General features: G+C 73.9%; 15 protein-coding genes and 1 tRNA gene. 10 read left to right on the top strand and 6 right to left on the bottom strand.

All coding sequences use genetic code 11. From position 1 onward, the window contains the following. Nucleotides 1-157: 157 nt before the first annotated feature. Both QJS33_RS08205 and QJS33_RS08200 read right to left on the bottom strand, forming a co-directional pair. Nucleotides 158-1,159, bottom strand: coding sequence for a hypothetical protein (locus tag QJS33_RS08205; RefSeq protein WP_306367270.1), 1,002 nt, complete (start codon nt 1,157-1,159; stop codon nt 158-160). 254 nt (nt 1,160-1,413) lie between these two features. Continuing rightward, nucleotides 1,414-2,736, bottom strand: a complete 1,323-nt coding sequence (locus tag QJS33_RS08200; RefSeq protein WP_306367269.1) for a M20/M25/M40 family metallo-hydrolase — start codon at nt 2,734-2,736, stop codon at nt 1,414-1,416. Nucleotides 2,737-2,878: 142 nt separating this feature from the next. On the opposite strand from QJS33_RS08200, the gene QJS33_RS08195 reads away from it, so the two are divergent. From QJS33_RS08195 to QJS33_RS08175, 5 genes are all read left to right on the top strand, one after another. Further along, nucleotides 2,879-2,963, top strand: a tRNA-Leu gene (locus tag QJS33_RS08195). An 87-nt stretch (nt 2,964-3,050) separates the two neighbouring features. Next, nucleotides 3,051-3,623 carry a GNAT family N-acetyltransferase gene (locus QJS33_RS08190; protein WP_306367268.1) on the top strand — a complete coding sequence of 191 codons (573 nt, stop codon included), beginning with the start codon at nt 3,051-3,053 and terminating at the stop codon, nt 3,621-3,623. A gap of 118 nt (nt 3,624-3,741) precedes the next feature. Then, on the top strand, nt 3,742-4,716 hold the full coding sequence (locus QJS33_RS08185) for a hypothetical protein (protein ID WP_306367267.1): 975 nt from the start codon (nt 3,742-3,744) through the stop codon (nt 4,714-4,716). 48 nt (nt 4,717-4,764) lie between these two features. Next, nucleotides 4,765-7,131 carry a cation-translocating P-type ATPase gene (locus tag QJS33_RS08180; RefSeq protein ID WP_306367266.1) on the top strand — a complete coding sequence of 789 codons (2,367 nt, stop codon included), beginning with the start codon at nt 4,765-4,767 and terminating at the stop codon, nt 7,129-7,131. Nucleotides 7,132-7,486: 355 nt separating this feature from the next. Then, the gene (locus QJS33_RS08175; protein WP_306367265.1) at nt 7,487-7,654 is read left to right on the top strand and encodes a hypothetical protein; all 168 of its coding nucleotides are present in this window, start codon (nt 7,487-7,489) and stop codon (nt 7,652-7,654) included. Nucleotides 7,655-7,696: 42 nt separating this feature from the next. Here QJS33_RS08175 and QJS33_RS08170 read toward each other — a convergent pair whose 3' ends face one another. From QJS33_RS08170 to QJS33_RS08160, 3 genes are all read right to left on the bottom strand, one after another. Further along, nucleotides 7,697-8,863: a DUF418 domain-containing protein gene (locus QJS33_RS08170; RefSeq protein ID WP_306367283.1), complete on the bottom strand. Its 1,167-nt coding sequence runs from the start codon at nt 8,861-8,863 to the stop codon at nt 7,697-7,699. 119 nt (nt 8,864-8,982) lie between these two features. Continuing rightward, entirely contained in the window at nt 8,983-9,609 is a 627-nt protein-coding gene (locus QJS33_RS08165; protein ID WP_306367264.1) for a TetR/AcrR family transcriptional regulator, read from the bottom strand. 85 nt (nt 9,610-9,694) lie between these two features. Beyond that, nucleotides 9,695-10,861, bottom strand: coding sequence for a hypothetical protein (locus QJS33_RS08160; RefSeq protein WP_306367263.1), 1,167 nt, complete (start codon nt 10,859-10,861; stop codon nt 9,695-9,697). 253 nt (nt 10,862-11,114) lie between these two features. On the opposite strand from QJS33_RS08160, the gene thiD reads away from it, so the two are divergent. After that, nucleotides 11,115-11,912: a bifunctional hydroxymethylpyrimidine kinase/phosphomethylpyrimidine kinase gene (gene thiD / locus QJS33_RS08155; RefSeq protein WP_306367262.1), complete on the top strand. Its 798-nt coding sequence runs from the start codon at nt 11,115-11,117 to the stop codon at nt 11,910-11,912. 68 nt (nt 11,913-11,980) lie between these two features. Here thiD and QJS33_RS08150 read toward each other — a convergent pair whose 3' ends face one another. Then, complete coding sequence (locus QJS33_RS08150) at nt 11,981-14,176, bottom strand: alpha-galactosidase (protein WP_306367261.1); 2,196 nt, start codon at nt 14,174-14,176, stop codon at nt 11,981-11,983. Between the two features lie 207 nt (nt 14,177-14,383). Here QJS33_RS08150 and QJS33_RS08145 point away from each other — a divergent pair, with 207 nt between their 5' ends. The 4 genes from QJS33_RS08145 to galK are packed head-to-tail and all read left to right on the top strand — an operon-like array spanning nt 14,384 to nt 18,379. Next, nucleotides 14,384-15,184 carry a DeoR/GlpR family DNA-binding transcription regulator gene (locus QJS33_RS08145; protein ID WP_306367260.1) on the top strand — a complete coding sequence of 267 codons (801 nt, stop codon included), beginning with the start codon at nt 14,384-14,386 and terminating at the stop codon, nt 15,182-15,184. Then, nucleotides 15,181-16,290, top strand: coding sequence for a galactose-1-phosphate uridylyltransferase (gene galT / locus QJS33_RS08140; RefSeq protein WP_306367259.1), 1,110 nt, complete (start codon nt 15,181-15,183; stop codon nt 16,288-16,290). Before QJS33_RS08145 ends, galT begins: the two co-directional genes overlap by 4 nt. Next, nucleotides 16,287-17,255, top strand: coding sequence for a UDP-glucose 4-epimerase GalE (gene galE / locus QJS33_RS08135; protein WP_306367258.1), 969 nt, complete (start codon nt 16,287-16,289; stop codon nt 17,253-17,255). The genes galT and galE overlap by 4 nt, the downstream gene beginning before the upstream one ends. Further along, nucleotides 17,252-18,379, top strand: a complete 1,128-nt coding sequence (gene galK, locus QJS33_RS08130; protein WP_306367257.1) for a galactokinase — start codon at nt 17,252-17,254, stop codon at nt 18,377-18,379. The genes galE and galK overlap by 4 nt, the downstream gene beginning before the upstream one ends. Nucleotides 18,380-18,439 lie beyond the last annotated feature (60 nt).

Here is an 18,439-nt window from a genome sequence, read left to right as displayed (position 1 = left end):
GTGTCCTTGTCAGCGAAGAAGGTCGTGATTGCTGCGTGGACCGCGGTCGTTCCGACTCCTGGAAAAGGGGACCCGGGCAGGGGCGCCCTCAAGAAGTCAGCGAGTGGGAAAGGGCGCGCAGGGCACACCGGACCGACCGCGGCGGGTGAAGGCGCGGCTAGTCGGGGGAGAAGGTGGGGTCGTCGGCGGCGTCGCGCACGACGAGGGTGGGGTCGCCGGGAAGGGCGACCCGCTGCACCCGCGGGGCCAGGTGGGCGGCCCGGGGCGTCAGGAACCCGGCGGCGCCGGGGGTGGGGAACGACGGCGCGGACGCACCGGTGGCGTCGGCGCCGTTCGGGCCGGGGGAACCGCCCGCGATGAGGCGGATGCGGTCGCCCGGGTCGGTGTCGGCCGCGTCGGCGGTGCCGTCGACTGCCACGGCGGACGCGTCGCGCGGTCCGCCGACGGGTGCGATCAGGTCGAACCCGGAGGCGGTGCGCTCGGTACGGACCGCACGCTCCGCCGCCTCGGTGGCGGAGCCGACCGCCCGGTCCACCGCGGGGCGTGCCACCGCGGCGGGGGTGTCGGGGCCGCCGACCAGCGGCAGGTCGGCGGGCACCGTCGCGGTGACGGTGTCGTCGAGGGCGTCCAGGGCGCCGGTGGACTCGGTGAGTCCGGCGACGCCGCCCACCAGGTCCCCCTCGCGCAGGGCGCCGTCGGCGGAGCCCACCACTTCGCGCCCGGTGGTGGCGACGGAGTCGACCAGTCGGCCCGCCCCTCGGGCGGTGCCGTCCACGGTGCGGGTGGTGTCCTCGACGACGCGCCCGGTGGAGGTGCCCTCCAGGGCACCGGAGACGCCGGTCCCGTCGAGGACGGTCTCCGGGAGCGCCCCGGCCTGGGGTACGACGGCACCGGTCAGGGCGCCGGTGGCGGCCTGGGCGGCGGTACCGGTGACCCGGACCTCCTCGCCGACCGAACCGCCGACCTCCTCGACGACGCCTTCGGATCCCAGTGCCCGGTCGACGAGCCCGCCGGGGCCGGTCTCGCCATGGGCGACACCCACCCCGGCCAGCCATGCGACGGCCATGATGCCGGACAGGAGCAGCAGGCGGCAGAGGGCACGGTCGCCACGGGCGGCACGGTCGGTCGACACCGACCACTCCCGGCCCGTGAGCACCATGGATGCCCCCTCGTTTCCTGACTGCTGGACGGTCCCGTGCGACGGCGCCGCCCGGATCGGATGCGGTGGGCGCACGGCGGACGTGCCCGAGCCACCACATCGTTGAACTCACAGACACCGTAGCATCACGTTCTGTGACTGCGCACGTGAAACAAGAGGGCCGCGCCGAGAAGTTCCCGACGCGGCCGGAGGACGAATCACCGCGGTCGGGGGCGGATCAGTCCATCCCGATGCCGGATCATCCCGGCTTTCGGTCAGCTCATCTCGACGAACCGGTCCAACACCCGGACCCCGAACTGCAACCCGTCGACCGGCACCCGCTCGTCCACACCGTGGAACATGCCGGCGAAGTCCAGCTCCGGGGGCAGCTTCAGCGGCGCGAACCCGAAGTTGCGCACCCCCAGCCGGGAGAAGCTCTTGGCGTCCGTCCCGCCCGACAGGCAGTAGGGGACGGCGCGCGCGCCGGGGTCCTCCGCCAGCAGGGCCGCCGACATGGCGTTCACCAGTCCGCCCTCGAAGGGGGTCTCCACCGCGGGCAGGTGGTGGATGAACTCCCGGCTCACCTTGGGACCGAGCAGCCGGTCGATCGTGGCGAAGTAGTCCTCCTCGGTGCCGGGCAGGAAACGACCGTCCACCTGGGCGGTCGCCTCGCCGGGGATGACGTTCGCCTTGTAGCCGCCGCCCAGCACCGTCGGGTTGAGGGTGTTGCGCAGGGTCGCCCCGATCATCCGGGCGATCGGGCCCAGCCGCGCCACCGTCGCGTCCAGGTCGTTCTCGTCGAAGGGGATCCGGAACTCCTCGCAGATCTCCTCCAGGAACGTGCGCACCGTGGGGGTCAGGTGCACGGGGAACGCGTGCTCCCCCAACCGGGCGACCGCCGCCGCCAGCTCGGTGACCGCGTTGTCCCGGTTGACCATCGAACCGTGCCCGGCGGTGCCGCGCGCGGTCAGCTTCATCCAGGCGATGCCCTTCTCGGCGGTCTCGATGAGGTACAGCCGCCGGTCGTCCCTCACCGTGAAGGAGAAGCCGCCGACCTCGCTGATGGCGGCGTCGCAGTCCGCGAACAGGTCGGGGTGCTCGTCCACCAGGTACTGGGCGCCCCAGGTGCCGCCCGCCTCCTCGTCGGCGAGGAACGCCAGCACGATGTCCCGCGGCGGCCGCCGCCCCTCCCGCAGCCGCTGCCGCAGCATGGCCAGGACCATCGCGTTCATGTTCTTCATGTCGACCGCGCCGCGTCCCCACACGCAGCCGTCCGCGACCTCCCCGGCGAAGGGGTGGTGCGTCCAGTCCTCCGCCGCGGCCGGCACCACGTCCAGGTGGCCGTGGATGAGCAGCGGCGGCCGGGAGGAGTCGACACCCTCGATCCGGGCCACGACGTTGCTGCGCCCGGGGTGCTTCTCGTAGATGGTCGACCCGACCCCGACCTCGTCCAGCCGGCCCGCCACGTACTCCGCCGCCTTGCGCTCGCCCGGCCCGGAGTGGTCTCCGTAGTTGGAGGTGTCGAAGGCGATGAGCTCCCGGCACAGGTCGACGACCTCGACCTCGGCCGTGCTCAAGCCCTCGGATTCCCGTGTCATCGGACGCTCCCGTTCCACCGTGTCACTGTGCTCGTCGCCCCCGACCCTGTCACGATCACCCCCGGCCCGAAAAGCGGTTCGGGGTACTCCTGAGCTTTGCTATGGTTGACCTGTCAGGCGGCGCTGCCGCCCGATACCACCGGTCCGGGTGGCGGAATAGGTAGACGCGCTAGCTTGAGGTGCTAGTGGCCGTTAAGGCTGTGGGGGTTCAAGTCCCCCCTCGGACACAAATAAAGGTCCTGGTCACAGGGCCTTTTTTCATGCCCGGACGCACCGGGGCCGGTCCGCCGCGGCGTCCGTGGCATGCTGGCGCCATGGCCATCGACGTGCGCCCGGCTTCGGTGTTCGAGGACGTTCGGACCCTGGTGGGACCGAAGTCACCCGGCGCCAACGTGTGCTGGTGTCTCAGCTACCGCGTCCCGTCCGCGCTCAACAGAGAACTGCGCGGCCCCGCCCGCGGTGAGTACGTCGCCGGGTTGTGCCGGGAGGAACCGCCGCCGGGAGTGCTCGCCTACGACGGCGACGAACCGGTCGGCTGGGCCGCGGTGGCGCCGCGCGCGGACACCTCCTTCGCCCGCAATCGCAGGATCCCGCACGTCGACGACCTCCCCGTGTGGTCGCTGTGGTGCATCCGCGTGCGGCCGGGCCACCGGAAGCAGGGGATCTCGCACACACTGATCGCCGGGGCCGTCGCGTTCGCCCGCGCGCACGGCGCGCCCGCCGTCGAGGCCTATCCCCTGGACAACGGCGACGCCAGGGTGGACCTGACGATGGCCTACCCCGGGCTCCGAAGGAACTTCGAGCGTGCCGGGTTCACCCACGCCGCCGACACGACGTCGGTCCTGGCCGGCCATCCCCGCATACTGATGCGGCGCTACCTGCACTGACCCGCCGGACCTACGGTGGAACGGGCCCGAGCACCGCCTTGTATACCCTGGGGGGGTATGGTATCCCTTGAATCATCGCCGACGGCCCCATCGGGACCGGCCACAGAAAGGACCGACGATGAACGTCCCCGCCAAGCTCGGACTGTACGGACTGGGCCTCGCCGTGGCATTCGCCGGGGCGATGGGGGCCGGCGGCCTGGTGGGCCCCCTGCTCCCGGACACCACCGAGGCGAGCGGGCACACCGGCCACGAGGACACCCGTGCCGCCGACACCACCGCCGAGGAGACTCCCATGGACGGCGCGCACACCACCCCCTCCGGCCTCCAGATCTCCCAGGACGGCTACACGCTCACCCCGGTCCGCACCCCCGGGCGGGCGGGCGAGGAGGAGACCCTGTCCTTCCGCGTCCTGGGCCCCGGCGGGGAGCCCGTGACCGCGTTCGACGAGTCGCACGACGAACGCATGCACCTGATCGTGGTCGGCCGCGACATGAGCGGTTACCAGCACGTGCACCCGGAGATGGCCCAGGACGGCACCTGGAGCATCCCACTGGAACTGGATACCCCCGGGACCTATCGGATGTTCGCCGACTTCGTTCCGCGGGAGCACGGGAGCGGGCTCACCCTCGGCGCGGACCTCACGATCGCCGGCGACCAGGAGCCGCAGACCCTCCCAGCGCCCGCCAGGACCGCAGAGGTGGACGGCTACACCGTCACCCTCGACGGCGGCCTCGTCCCCGGACGGGCCGGCGCGATCACCCTCACCGTCACCCGCGACGGTGAGGAGGTCACCGACCTGGAGCCCTACCTCGGCGCCTACGGCCACCTCGTGGCGCTGCGCGCCGGCGACCTCGCCTACCTGCACGTCCACCCGGAGGGCGAGCCCGGTGACGGTGCGACCGAGCCCGGGCCCGAGATCACGTTCCAGGCCACGGCGCCCTCCACCGGCGACTACCGGCTCTTCCTCGACTTCAAGCACGGCGGCGAGGTGCGGACCGCGGAGTTCACCGTGACCGCCGACGGCACCAACGGCGGTTCCGCCACCACGGAGGAGCACACGGACCCGGAGGGCCACGCCCCGCACTCCCACTGACCGTGACGACGCCCCCTGCCGCGCACCCCACGACCTCAAGGAGCAACGATGAACACCGGACCCGGAGACGGCGCAGCACCCGGAGAGCGGATCGAGCTGGCGATCGGTGGTATGACCTGCGCCGCCTGCGCCAACCGCGTCGAGAAGCGCCTCAACAAAATGGACGGCGTCACCGCCACCGTCAACTACGCCACCGAGAAGGCCGAAGTCTCCTTCGACGGTGACCCGGTGCCCGCCGAGGACCTCATCGCCCAGATCGAGAAGGCCGGATACACCGCCGAGGTCCCCCGCACCACCAACACCGCCACCGACGGCGGCGGAGGCGGCGACGGCGGCGGTGGCGCGGCCGTGGATCCGGACCGCCCGCTGCGTACCCGCCTGCTCGTCAGCGCCCTGCTGTCGGTTCCGGTCATCGCGATGGCGATGGCCCCCGCCCTCCAGTTCACCCACTGGCAGTGGGCCTCCCTCGCCCTCGCGGCACCCGTCGTCGTCTGGGGTGCGCTGCCCTTCCACATCGCCGCGTGGAAGAACCTCAAGCTCGGCGCGGCCACCATGGACACCCTGGTGTCCCTGGGCACGACCGCCGCCTTCGCCTGGTCCCTGTACGCGCTGTTCCTGGGCACCGCGGGCGATCCGGGCATGACGCACCCCTTCGAGTTCACCATCGCCCGCGCCGACGGCTCCGCCGGCATCTACCTGGAGGTCGCCGCCGGGGTCACCACCTTCATCCTGGCCGGACGCTACTTCGAGGCCCGCTCCAAACGGCGGGCGGGCGCCGCCCTGCGCGCGCTCATGGAGCTGGGCGCCAAGGACGCCACCGTGCTGCGCGGCGACCGCGAGGTCGCGGTCCCCGTCGAACGGCTCGTGGTGGGCGACCTGTTCGTGGTGCGGCCGGGTGAGAAGATCGCCACCGACGGGACCGTGGAGACCGGCACCTCCGCCGTCGACACGGGCCTGCTCACCGGCGAGTCCGTGCCGGTCGAGGTGGGTCCCGGAGATGCCGTCGTGGGCGCCACCGTGAACGCCGGCGGCCGTCTGGTCGTCCGCGCCTCGCGGGTCGGGTCCGACACCCAACTGGCGCGGATGGCCCGCCTGGTCGAGGACGCCCAGAACGGCAAGGCGAGGGTGCAGCGTCTGGCCGACCGCGTCTCGGGGGTCTTCGTGCCCGTCGTCATCGCCCTGGCCGCCGCCACCCTCGGCTTCTGGATCGGTACCGGCGAACCCGCCTCGGCGGCGTTCACCGCGGCGGTCGCCGTCCTCATCATCGCCTGCCCGTGCGCTCTGGGCCTGGCCACCCCGATGGCGCTGCTGGTCGGTACCGGGCGCGGTGCCCGGCTCGGCATCCTCATCAAGGGCCCCGAGGTCCTGGAGAGCACCCGGCGTATCGACACGATCGTGCTGGACAAGACCGGCACCGTCACCACCGGCACCATGGCGCTGGTGGAGGTCGTCGCCGCCGAGGGCCAGGACGAGGCCGAGGTGCTGCGGCTGGCCGGGGCGCTGGAGCACGCCTCCGAGCACCCCATCGCCCGAGCCGTCGCCGAGGCCGCCCTCACCCGGACCGACGCCGCCCCGGCCGCCCGCGGCACCCTGCCGGTCCCCGAGGACTTCGCCAACATCGAGGGACAGGGCGTGCAGGGCACCGTGGACGGCCGCACCGTCCTGGTCGGCCGACCCGCGCTGCTCGCCGACCGGTCGCAACCGTTGGGCGAGGACCTCGTCCAGGCGGTGAAGGAGGCCCAGAGCCAGGGCCGGACCGCCGTCGCCGTCGGCTGGGACGGCCGGGCCCGGGGGGTGCTCGTGGTCTCCGACACCGTCAAGCCCACCAGCGCCCGGGCCGTCGAGCAGTTCCGCGCCCTGGGGCTGGACCCGATCCTGCTCACCGGCGACAACGAGACCGTGGCCCGCACCGTGGCCGCCCAGGTCGGTATCGAGCAGGTCATCGCGGAGGTACTGCCCCAGGACAAGGTCGCCGTCATCGAACGCCTCCAGGCCCAAGGGCGCACCGTGGCCATGGTCGGTGACGGCGTCAACGACGCCGCCGCGCTGGCCAGGGCCGATCTGGGTCTGGCCATGGGCACCGGCACCGACGTCGCGATCGAGGCCTCCGACCTCACCCTGGTCCGCGGTGACCTGCGGGCCGCCGCCGACGCCATCCGGCTCTCCCGCCGCACCCTGGCCACGATCAAGGGCAACCTGTTCTGGGCCTTCGCCTACAACGTGGCGGCGCTGCCGCTGGCCGCGGCCGGGCTGCTCAACCCGATGATCGCGGGTGCCGCCATGGCCGTGTCCAGCGTGTTCGTGGTCACCAACAGCCTACGACTACGCCGCTTCGCACCGTTGAAGGGGAACGAGGACACCCCCGCCGCCGCGCTCCCCATCGCCGACCGCCGGGATTCCTCCCTCGTGGCCTGAGCCGCCGCACGCGCCCGGTGCCCCGGACCACCACGGTCCGGGGCACCGGGCGCCTGGCCGCTCGGACCGCGGACGCCCCCGTTCCGGTCGGCGGGTACGGGGCCGACCCGCGGCTGAGCGTGCCGGAGCCGGTGGAGGAGGTCGCCGCGGCCCCGGGCACCGACGCCGACGCGGCCGCGCTGCACCTCCGGCTGCTCGCCCTGTCCCGGCCCGCCGACCAGAACGTGCGCCGGTGGAACGGCTGGTCGGCGGCGCAGCACGGGAAGGTGGTCGCGCGGCCGGTGGAGACGGGCGCGGTGGAGCAGGGCAGGCGGCCCCGGGCCGGGCGGACCCTGTTCGCGCACGACGGGTGGGTGTGCCCAAGACCCCCGACCTGCCGATGGAGGCCGCCGAGCTCCGGACCCGCTTCGCTGTGCTCAGCGACAGGAGGGTGCTGGTCTCCTCCGCCTGCGCGCGGCCCCCGATCGCCCCGTTGCCCGAGATGTTCGCGGCGGCCCGGCGCTCCGGGGAGGCGGACCGCTGAGCCGCGGGCCGGTGGCGGGCGCCGCACACCACCGGCCCGCCGTCAGCGGCGGCCGTCGGGGATCCGGCCCAGCACGGCCTTCTGCAACGCCTCCAGCGGTCCGAACCGGAACCGGCGCAGCCACAGGGTGGACCCGGCCAGGAGCAGTGCGGTGACCGTCGCCCACAGCCCCATCACCCACCACGGTCCGGTGTCGGCCAGCCGGGCGGCCAGGCCCAGGCCGATGCCGTAGCAGGCGAGCATGCACAGGAGGTTCTGCACCACGTACCCGCTCATCGCCATGCGGCCCAGGCAGGACAGGGACACGATCCCCCACCCGGCCGGGTCGGCCCGGTCCACCAGCCATCCGATGGCGCCGATCAGGCCCAGGGCCACGACGGGGGCGGCGACGTAGCGGTCCACGAAGAACAGGTCGACCCCGCCCAACGCGGTGGCGATGTTGAGCGGTACGCCCACGCCCAGGCCCCAGGCCAGCAGGCGGCCGCGCAGCCGCCGCCCGGTGGCGTCGCCGCCGAAGGCCCCGGCCCGGAACAGGCGCACGCCCAGCAGGAACATGAAGACCATGAAGGCGAACGCGATGATCGGCTCCGAGCGCATCGCCAGCGCGTTGTCCAGGCGGAACGCGACCTGTTCGAGGTAGGTGCCGTGCGCGTACAGGTCCACGACGTCGGCCGGGACCCCGCTGTCGGCGGACTGCCCGCCCGGCTGCGGCAGGAGCGCGAACGCGACGGTGAGCAGGCCGACCACGGCCAGGTGCAGGGCGGCGCAGACCCACATCACCGCGTTCTGCGCCCGTTGTGACCGGGTGAGCAGCCAGGCCACCAGCAGGGAGGTCACGGCGTAGCCCATGAGGACGTCGGCGGCGAACACCAGGGTGAAGTGCACCAGGCCCTCGGTGAACAGGAACAGCGCCCGCCACTTGTAGGGGCCGGGCCAGCGGCCGCCCTTCTTCGCCGCGGACCGGAACTGGATGGCCAGGCCCACCCCGAAGAGGAGGGTGAGCAGCGCCAGGAACTTGCCGTTGGACAGCAGCAGGAGGACGCCCTCGGCGATGGTGCCCGGGGAGGGGTCGGCCAGGGCCGCCTCCAGCGGGCTCAGCGACGCGGTGAAGAGCATGTTGGCCTCGCCGCCGGGTGCGGCGAACAGCCACACGTTGGTGGCGAGGGTGCCCAGGATCGCGACGCCGCGCAGGACGTCGAGCAGGGGCAGGCGGCGGGACGCGGCCGGGGCCGCACCGGGCGCGGCCGGGGCCGCGCGGGTGTCGGGTGCGCGGGTCTGGTCGGGGTGACCGGTCAAGGTCGTGGCCTCCGTGTCGGGATCATCGGTGATCAAGGGGTCGGGGGGCTCTCAGGGGCCGTGAAGAGCCGGTCGAGGTGGGTGGTGAGGGCGGTGCGGACCGCCTCCGCGGTGAAGGGTTCGGCGGTGACGAGGTGGTGCAGGGTCAGGCCGTCGATACAGGCGATCAGGGCGACCGCCTCGGCCCGGGGGTCGCGGTCCGCGGGGAGCTCCCCCGCCCGGACGGCGGCCTCCAGGGCGTCGGTGAGGGCGTCGGCGAGGGTGCGGGTGGTCTCTTGATGCATCCGCAGCATCTCGGGGTCGGCCAGGGCGGCCGGGAGGAACTCCAGCCAGACGGTCAGCTCGCGGACGCGTTCGTCGTCCAGGGGCAGCAGGGTCTCGGTGGCCCGGTCGAGCCAGTCGCGCACCGAGGCGACCGGCACCGGTCCGTCGGAGACCTCCCGCAGCCGCTGTTCGGCCCGGTGGTACATGTGCTCCACGCCGAACCGCAGCAGCTGTGCCTTGGACCGGAAGTAGCGCTGTACCAAACCGATGGACACCCCGGCGTGGTCGGCGACGTCGGCGAGGGTGGTCCGGGCCAGTCCCCGCTCCCCCACCACCGCCATGAGCGCCTCGGCGACCTGTCGCCGCCTCTGTTCGTGATCCGCGGTCCGTGCCATGAAAAAAATAATACGGAAATATTTTTATAGGGCAAGCGACGGGGGCGGGCGCGGCCGGATCCGGCCGCGCCCGGGGTGTGACGCCTCAGCCGGCTTCCATCAACCGGTTCAGCAGCGGGCCGAACTCGTCGTCCGAGGTGTACAGGGAGACCGACCGGTCCTCGTGGTCGACCTTCACCCCCACCGGGCGCAGGTCGGGCACCTCGGCCTCGGAACGCGCGGCGGAATCCGGGTGCCACCAGAACAGCTGGGCGCTGATCGGCTTCTCCGCGTCGGCGACGAAGCGCTCGGCCAGCTCCTGGAGGCGCTCCATCGCCATGATCGGGTGGCCCTTGCCCAGCGGATGCACCAGCACCACCTCGCGCACCGGGAAGGCCACCAGCGCGCCGTCGGCCGCATCGCCCAGGAAACGGGAGAGCACGTGGGCCTGGGCGGCGGTGTAGGGCTGGGCCCCGCCGATGTGGATGATCGCCGCGCCGCCGAGGTCGACCTCGCTCGCCTCGACCTCCTCGGCGACCGAGGCGGCGACCGCCTGCGCGAAGGCCTGCTCCTCGGTGAGGTCCATCGACCCCAGTGCGGACCGGTTCAGCGGCTGCACGCTGTCGGGCGCGTCGATGACCACCGTCTCGCGCAGGCCCTCGGCGAAGTCGCGGTACACGAGGGTGTCCCACACCTCGTGCGGGAGTGCGGTGGCCGGGTAGACGCGGGAGCGCAACCGCCCGGCGGAGGTGTCGTCCTGCGGGGCGATCTGCCGGATCTGCTCGGTGAGGGCCTCGGCGTAGGGGCCCGCCCGGTCGAAGGCCGCGTCGATGGAGGCGTCCTCCAGACCTTCCAGGTATCGGCCGACGTCGGTGCGGACCGCACCCTGGGCGGTCTCCACCTCCAGGACGTTCGGGAACAGGAAGCGGGCGCGCACGCCCAACTGCTCCAGCACGGCCAGGAGGGCGCCGCGGGCGTGGTCGGAGGTCCGGGGCGGGTAGTGGGTGCCCAGGGGGACACCGCGTTCGCGGAAGCCCCGCATCAGTGCGAGGACGACCTGCGAGGCCAGCTCCGGATACTGCTCGTCGGGGTACTCGCGGGCGTTCCGGACCGCCTCGGCGTAGTCGTTGAGGAAGGGCTCGGCCTCCGGGAGGTGGATGAGCACCTCCGTGGACGAACGCCGTTCCGCGCTGATCTCCGCGCGCGCGAACGCCTCCACGATCAAGGCGACCAGATCGGGTCGGGAACCGTCGGGGTTCTGTGTGTCGGGCATGCGCTGTGTGACTCCTCGGTGACCGGTGTGGTTCGGGCGGTCGGCGTATTCCGTGTCCGAGTCTGGCGCATGCCCGTGACGGACCGTTGGACCGGTCACGGGCCGGGCCCGCGGGAAGGCCGATGCGGCCTGTGGACAACGCCCCCTTACCTGGGCTTTGTGGTGGAATTGTGCGGGGCCGTGGAACCGTCTCGCCTTCCCGAGACCGTTCCCGGGACCCGACAGAGCACATCGAACACGAGGGGGTTGCCCGATGACCGATCGCGCGTACGTGATCGCGGGCTCGGAGGCCACGGGGGGCGCCGGGATCCAGGCCGACCTGAAGGCGTTCCAGGAGCTGGGCGTCTACGGGATGGGAACGATCACCTGCATCGTCTCCTTCGACCCGAAGAACGGGTGGGGGCACCGGTTCGTGCCGGTCGACCCGCAGGTCATCGCCGACCAGATCGAGGCGGCCACGGCCTGCCACGACCTGGACGTGGTGAAGATCGGGATGCTCGGCACCCCCGACACCATCGACGTGGTCGCACAGGGTCTGCGCGCGCGGGAATGGCGGCACGTGGTGCTGGACCCGGTGCTGATCTGCAAGGGCCAGGAGCCGGGCGCGGCACTGGACACCGACAAGGCGCTCACCGAGAAGGTCCTGCCGCTGGCGACGGTGATCACGCCCAACCACTTCGAGGCGATGACGCTGGCGGGCATGGAGAGCATCGACACCGTCGACGACCTCGTCGAGGCGGCCCGGCGCATCCGCGACCTGGGGCCCTCGCACGTGATCGCCAAGGGCGGCGCGGAGCTGCCCGGCCCGGACGCCGTGGACGTGCACTTCGACGGCGAGGAGGTGACCGTGCTGCGCGCCCCCAAGATCGGTGAGGAGCGGGTGAGCGGCGCGGGCTGCACCTTCGCCGCCGCGATCACCGCGGAGCTGGCCAGGGGCGCCGAGGTGGGCGCGGCCGCGGCCACCGCCAAGGAGATGGTGCGCCGGGGCATCGAGCAGCGGCTGACCACGCACGCCCCCTTCGCCTCGGTCACCACCCGCTCCCCACGCTGACCCCGCCCCGGCGGGGCCGCCGGAGGGGGTGGCGGACGTCCTTCCGGGCGGCCGGGGCGGGGCGGCGGTCAGACGGCGGTGAGGTGGAGCAGGAGCACCTGGCCGGGGTTGAGGTTGGGCAACTGGACACCGGAGCGCTCCAGGACGCGACCGGAGGCGACCGCCTCCCCGCGGTCGAACCAGCCCGGCACGGCGCGCTGCATGGTGGCCGGCCGTCCCACGTCCCGGCGCCGGCGCAGACGGTAGTGCAGGTCCGGGCGCAGTCCCGGCAGGCGGACCCGGCCCGGGTGGGTGCGGACCGAGGAGGTGAGGCGGGCGTAGCGGAAGACGGCCTGCGTACCGTCGCGGGCGACGACGCCGTCGAGCTGTTCGGCGGGGTCGGGGTCGTCGGCGCGGACGAGGTCGCCGGTGTGCAGCAGCGGACGCAGTTCCCGGTACAGGGCGGTCCAGCGGGCCAGCACGCCCAGTTCCTCCTCGGTGCAGGCGGAGATGTCCCACTCGATGCCGGGGTGGCCGATGAGCGCGGTCAGGCAGCGTGTCGCCAGGTCGGTGGCGCGGCCGGTGGTGTGCGACACCGGCCCGCCCACGTGGCCGCCGACCAGCTCCGGCGGGAGCAGCAGCCCCGTCCAGCGCTGGATCGCGAGCCGCTCCAGCGGGTCGTTGACGTCGGAGGCCCACACCCGGTCGGTGCGCTCCAGCACGCCCAGGTCCACCCGGCCGCCGCCGGAGGAGCACGACTCGATCTCCAGTCCGGGGTGCCGGGAGCGCAGCCGGTCCAGCAGCGTGTACACGGCGGCGGTCTGGCGGTGCACGCCCGCGCCGCCGGTGGGCCCGTGGACGGCCTCCAGCAGGTCGCGGTTGTGGTCCCACTTGAGGTGGTCGGGCCGATACTCCGCGACCAGCGCGTCCAGGCGTTCCAGCAGGTACGCGGCGGCCTCGGGGCGGCCCAGGTCGAGCACGTGCTGGTCGCGCCCGGTGGGCGGCCGGTGGTCCGCGGGGCCCAGGATCCAGTCGGGATGCGCCCGGAACAGGTCGGAGTCGGGGTTGGCCATCTCCGGTTCCACCCACAGCCCCACCTGCATGCCCAGCGCGCGCACGTGGTCGAACAGCGGGTGCAGCCCGTCCGGCCACACCTCGGTGTCCACGGTCCAGTCGCCCAGGCCCGCGGTGTCGTCGCGGCGGCCGCGGAACCATCCGTCGTCGAGCACGAAGCGTTCCACGCCGACGCGGGCGGCGGTGTCGGCGAGCGCCTTGAGCTTGTCGATGTCGTGGTCGAAGTAGACGGCCTCCCAGGTGTTGAGCACCATCGGGCGCGGCGGCGCCGGGTGGTGGGGGCGGGCGCGCAGCCACCGGTGGACGCGCGCCGACATGCCGTCCAGTCCCCGGTCCGACCAGGAGAAGCACACCCACGGGGTGCCGTACGACTCCCCCGGGGCCAGCCGTACCTCGCCGGGGTGGAGGAGTTCCCCGCCGCCGAGCACGGCGTCGGCCTGCCCGGCCCCCTCGGGCAGGCGTTCGGCCAGGTGGACGTGGTCGCCGCTCCAGGCGACGTGCGCACCCCACACCTCGCCCCGGCGGAAGCCGAAGCCGGGGGTCCCGGCGACCAGGAACAGCGGGGCGTCGTGGCCGGTGCGCCCGCGGCGGGCGGCCCGCAGCAGAGTCCCCTGGGCGAGGTCCCGGCGCTGGGGGGCGCGTTCGCGGCACCACCGCCCGGTGGGGTCGAGCACCTCCTCGGCCTCCCGGGGCAGCGGCAGGAACACGTGGAGGGCGGCCGGGGTCCACACGTCCTCCCCGGTGTTGGTCGCCTCCAGGCGCACCCGGAGCAGGCCGTCGGCCTCCATCCGCAGTTCGCCGCGCAGTTCCAGCCCCGCGGCCTGCGCCCGGGCGGTGAACACCAGCACCCCGCCGGTGCCGTCCCGGGCGTCCGGCAGCGGGTCCACGACGACCTCGCGGACCAGCCAACGGGGGTGGGTGGCCCGGCCCTCGCGGTGCCCGGACAGGCCGGGGTGCCCTGACCACCCCTCCCCCTGGCCGGGGACCAGGGACAGCGGGAAGGCGGCGTCGACGGTGTTGTGCGGGACGGTCGGGCCGGACAGCGCGGCCAGTCCCGCCGGGTCGGGCAGGTCGGCGCCCCAGTGCAGGACGTACGGCAGGCCCGTGTCGGGCACGCCCAGGACGAGTGCGGTCCCGGCCGCGGCCAGCCGGACGGTGGGGACGCCGGGGGCGATGGCGGGTGCGGTCGGTGTTCCCGGCTGCTGTGGCACGGGCGGTCCTCCGGGGGTCTCTGGGGCGGCCTCCACATGCTCGGTTCCGGGCTCCGCGGCTGTCAATACACCGACCGACACGAACCAACGTTTTCCGACAAACAGCAGGGGAGCGAAGTGTTCTCGTTGCCGGTGTTGACACTTCGACAGCCCATGATGCACTGTTTCCAACAGGATCGAACATTTTCCATCAGTCGAGGGGAAACGATGCTGGCCGCCCAACGGCAGGAGCTGATCCTCGACCGGATCCGGCGCACCGGCGCGGTCCGGGTCGCGGACCTGGTCGAGAGCCTCGCGGTTTCGGACATGACCGTCCGCCGTGACCTGGACGTCCTGGAGGCGCGGGGCGCCCTGCGCAAGGTGCACGGCGGGGCCGTCGCCCGGGCCCGCACCGAGGAGCCCGGGTTCGCCGCCAAGTCCGCCCTCCAAGAGGACGAGAAGCACGCGATCGCCCGCGCCGTCGCCGGGCTCGTACCCCCGCACGGAGCGGTCGGGCTGTCCGGCGGCACCACCACCGCGCTGGTCGCCGAGCACCTGGTGGACACGCCGGGGCTGACCGTCGTCACCAACTCCCTGCCGGTGGCCGAGGTGTTCCACCGCGCCGCACGCCCGGACCGGACGGTCGCCCTCACCGGCGGCTTCCGCACCCCCTCCGACGCGCTCGTGGGTCCGCTGGCGCTCGCCTCCATCCGGGGGCTGAACCTGGACCTGCTCGTCCTGGGCGTGCACGGCATGCAGGAGCGCGCCGGGTTCACCACCCCCAACCTCCTGGAGGCCGAGACCGACCGGGCCCTGGTGGAGGCGGCGGGGACCCTGGTGGTGGCCGCAGACCACAGCAAGTGGGGCACCGTCGGCATCAGCACCATCGTGCCCCTGGACCGCTGCGACGTGCTCGTCACCGACGACGGGCTGGACCCGCGGGCCCGCGAGGTGCTCGGCGAGCGCGTGGGCCGCCTCGTCATCGCCGAGGTCCGCCCCGCGGAGACGGAAAAGGAGGACCCGGCATGAGCCGGACCGCCGCGGACGGCGTCCGCATCACCCCGGCCCGGCTGTCCGACGGGCGCGAGATCGTGTACTTCGACGAGGGCGGCGCCCCGCCCCGCGTCCCCGCACCCGACCGGCGCGACCTGCCGCCCTTCTCCGCCGCCTCGGAACTGCGCTTCGACCCGCTGCTGCGCGAGTGGGTGGTCATCGCCGCCCACCGGCAGGACCGCACCCACATGCCGGCCGCCGACGCCTGCCCGCTGTGCCCGTCCACGGCCGACCGCGCCACCGAGGTCCCCGCCGACGACTACGACGTGGTGGTGTTCGAGAACCGCTTCCCGTCCCTGGCCGCGGGCGACGGCCCCCTCCTGGACGACGTCGGCGAGGTGGGGCGGTCCCGTCGGCCGGGCACCGGGCGCTGCGAGGTGGTGGTGTTCGGCCCCGACCACAACGCCTCCTTCGCCGACCTCACGCCCCGCCGGGTGCGCACCGTCCTGGAGGCGTGGACCCGGCGCACCGAGGCGCTGTCCGCCCTGCCCGGCACCGAGCAGGTGTACTGCTTCGAGAACCGGGGGGCGGAGATCGGGGTGACCCTGCCCCACCCGCACGGCCAGATCTACGCGTTCCCGTTCGTCACCCCGCGTACGCAGCGGATCCTGGAGTCGGCGCGGGCCCACCGCGAACGCACCGGCGGCGACCTGTTCGCCGACGTCCTGCGCGCCGAGCAGGAGGCGGGACTGCGGGTGGTCGCCCGCAGTGAGCACTGGACGGCGTTCGTCCCGTCGGCCGCCCGCTGGCCGGTGGAGGTCCACCTGTACCCGCACCGCCCGGTGCCCGACCTGCCCGCCCTCACCGACGCCGAACGCGACGACTTCGGACCGCTGTACCTCGACGTGCTGCACCGCCTGGACGGCCTGTTCGGCCTGCCGCTGCCCTACATCTCGGCCTGGCACCAGGCGCCCGTGCGCACCGGCCGCGACCTGTCCCGGCTGCGCCTGGAGGTGTTCTCCGTGCGCCGCGCACCCGACAAACTCAAATACCTGGCGGGGACCGAATCCGGCATGGGTGTGTTCGTCAGCGACGTCGCGCCCGAGACCGTCGCCCGCCGGCTCAGGGAGGCCGCACCTTGAAACTGCTCGTCACCGGAGGCGCCGGGTACGTGGGGAGTGTGGTGACCGCCCTGCTGCTGGAGGCCGGGCACGACGTCACCGTGCTCGACGACCTGTCCACCGGCCACCGCGACGCCGTCCCCCCGGGGGCGCGTACCGTCACGGCCGACCTGACCGACGCCGCCGACGTCCTCACCCCCGACACCGGCGCCGTCCTGCACTTCGCCGCCAAGTCGCTGGTCGGCGAGTCCGTCACCGCGCCCGGGAAGTACTGGCGGACCAACGTGGCGGGCACGCTCGCCCTGCTGGAGGCCATGACCCGGCACGGCGTCGACCGGCTGGTGTTCTCCTCCACCGCCGCCGTGTACGGGGAGCCCGCCTCCGCCGCCCCGCTGCGCGAGGACGACCCGCCGGTGCCCACCAACCCCTACGGCGCGGGCAAGCTCGCCGTGGACCGGATGCTGGAGTCGTGGGCGCACGCGTACGGGCTGGGCGCGGTGAGCCTGCGCTACTTCAACGTGGCCGGCGCCCACAAGGGCCTGGGCGAGCGGCACGACCCGGAGACCCACCTGCTGCCGAACCTGCTGCGGGCGGCCCTGGAGGGCACCCCGGCCCGGGTGCACGGCACCGACCACACCACCCCGGACGGCACCGCCGTCCGCGACTACCTGCACGTCGCCGACCTGGCGCAGGCCCACCTGCTGGCACTGGACGCCGCCTCCCCGGGGAGGCACCGGGTGTACAACCTGGGCACCGGCGGCGGCCACAGCGTGCGCGAGGTGATCGACACCGTCCGCGCCGTCACCGGCCGCCCGGTCGCCGTCGAGGACGGTCCGCGCCGCCCCGGCGACCCGTCGGTCCTGGTCGCCTCCAACGACCGGGCCCGCACCGAACTGGGCTGGGAGCCCCGCCGCTCCCTCGCCGACACCGTCGCCGACGCCTGGGAGTTCACCCTGGCCCGCGCCGCCGCCCGGGAGCCGGCGTGAGTGCCGCGGCACGGGGGTTCCGCGCGGTGTTCGGGTACGACCCGGCCGGGGTGTGGCGAGCGCCGGGGCGGATCAACGTCATCGGCGAGCACACCGACTACAACGACGGGTTCGTGCTGCCCGTCGCCCTCCCCCACGCGGTGACCGTCGCGGCGGCGCCCCGCGCCGACGGGCGGCTGCGGTTCCGGTCCGCGCAGGACCCGGAGGTCTTCGAGGCCGCCGCCCTCCCCGCGCCGGGGACGGTGGCCGGCTGGGCCGCGTACCCGGCGGGCGCGCTGTGGGCGCTGGCCGACGCCGGGCTCCCCGCGGGCGGCCTGGACCTGTACGCGGACGGGACGATCCCCTCCGGGGCGGGGCTGTCCTCCTCCGCCGCCCTGGTGTGCGCGACCCTGCTCGCCGTCGCCGGGGACGCCCCGCCCGCCCCGGAGGAGACGGCCCGCCTGGCCCAGCGGGCCGAGAACGACTTCGTCGGCATGCCCTGCGGGATCATGGACCAGTCGGCGTCGATGCTGTCCCGCGAGGGCCACGCCCTGTTCCTGGACACCCGCACCCTGGTCGCCGAACACGTGCCCTTCGACCCGGCCGCGCACGGGCTCACCCTGCTGGTGGTGGACACCCGCGCCCCGCACCGGCTGGTGGACGGCGCCTACGCCGAACGCCGCCGCGGCTGCGAGGAGGCCGCCCGGCTGCTGGGGGTCCCCGCCCTGCGCGACGTCACCGACCTGCCCGGCGCGCTGGCCGCCCTGCCCGACGACCGCACCCGGCGCCGGGTGCGCCACGTGGTCACCGAGAACGCCCGGGTGCTGGAGGCCGTGGACCTGCTGCGGGCGGGCGCGGTGGCCGAGGTCGGGCCGCTGCTGACCGCCTCGCACGCCTCCCTGCGCGACGACTACGAGGTGAGCGTCCCGGAGGTGGACACCGCCGTGGACGCCGCTCTGGCCGCGGGCGCGCTGGGCGCGCGCATCACCGGCGGCGGGTTCGGCGGCTGCGTGATCGCCCTGGTCGACGCCGACCGCGCCGACGCCGTCGCCGACGCGGTCCGCGACGCCTACAAGGAGCGCGGCTTCACCGCGCCCGCGTTCTTCGCCGCCGTCCCCTCCCCCGGCGCCCGCCGCCTCTCCTGACCTCGTCCGTCCCGGAGAGTTCGTTCGCGGCACCCGCCCCGACCCTGTGGGAGCGCTTCC

This window comes from Nocardiopsis sp. CC223A (genome assembly GCF_030766825.1).
In the GTDB taxonomy this organism is placed as follows: Bacteria; Actinomycetota; Actinomycetes; order Streptosporangiales; family Streptosporangiaceae; genus Nocardiopsis.
The sequence above is the reverse complement of the archived record's forward strand: the minus strand, read 5'-3'. Positions and strand labels throughout refer to the sequence as shown.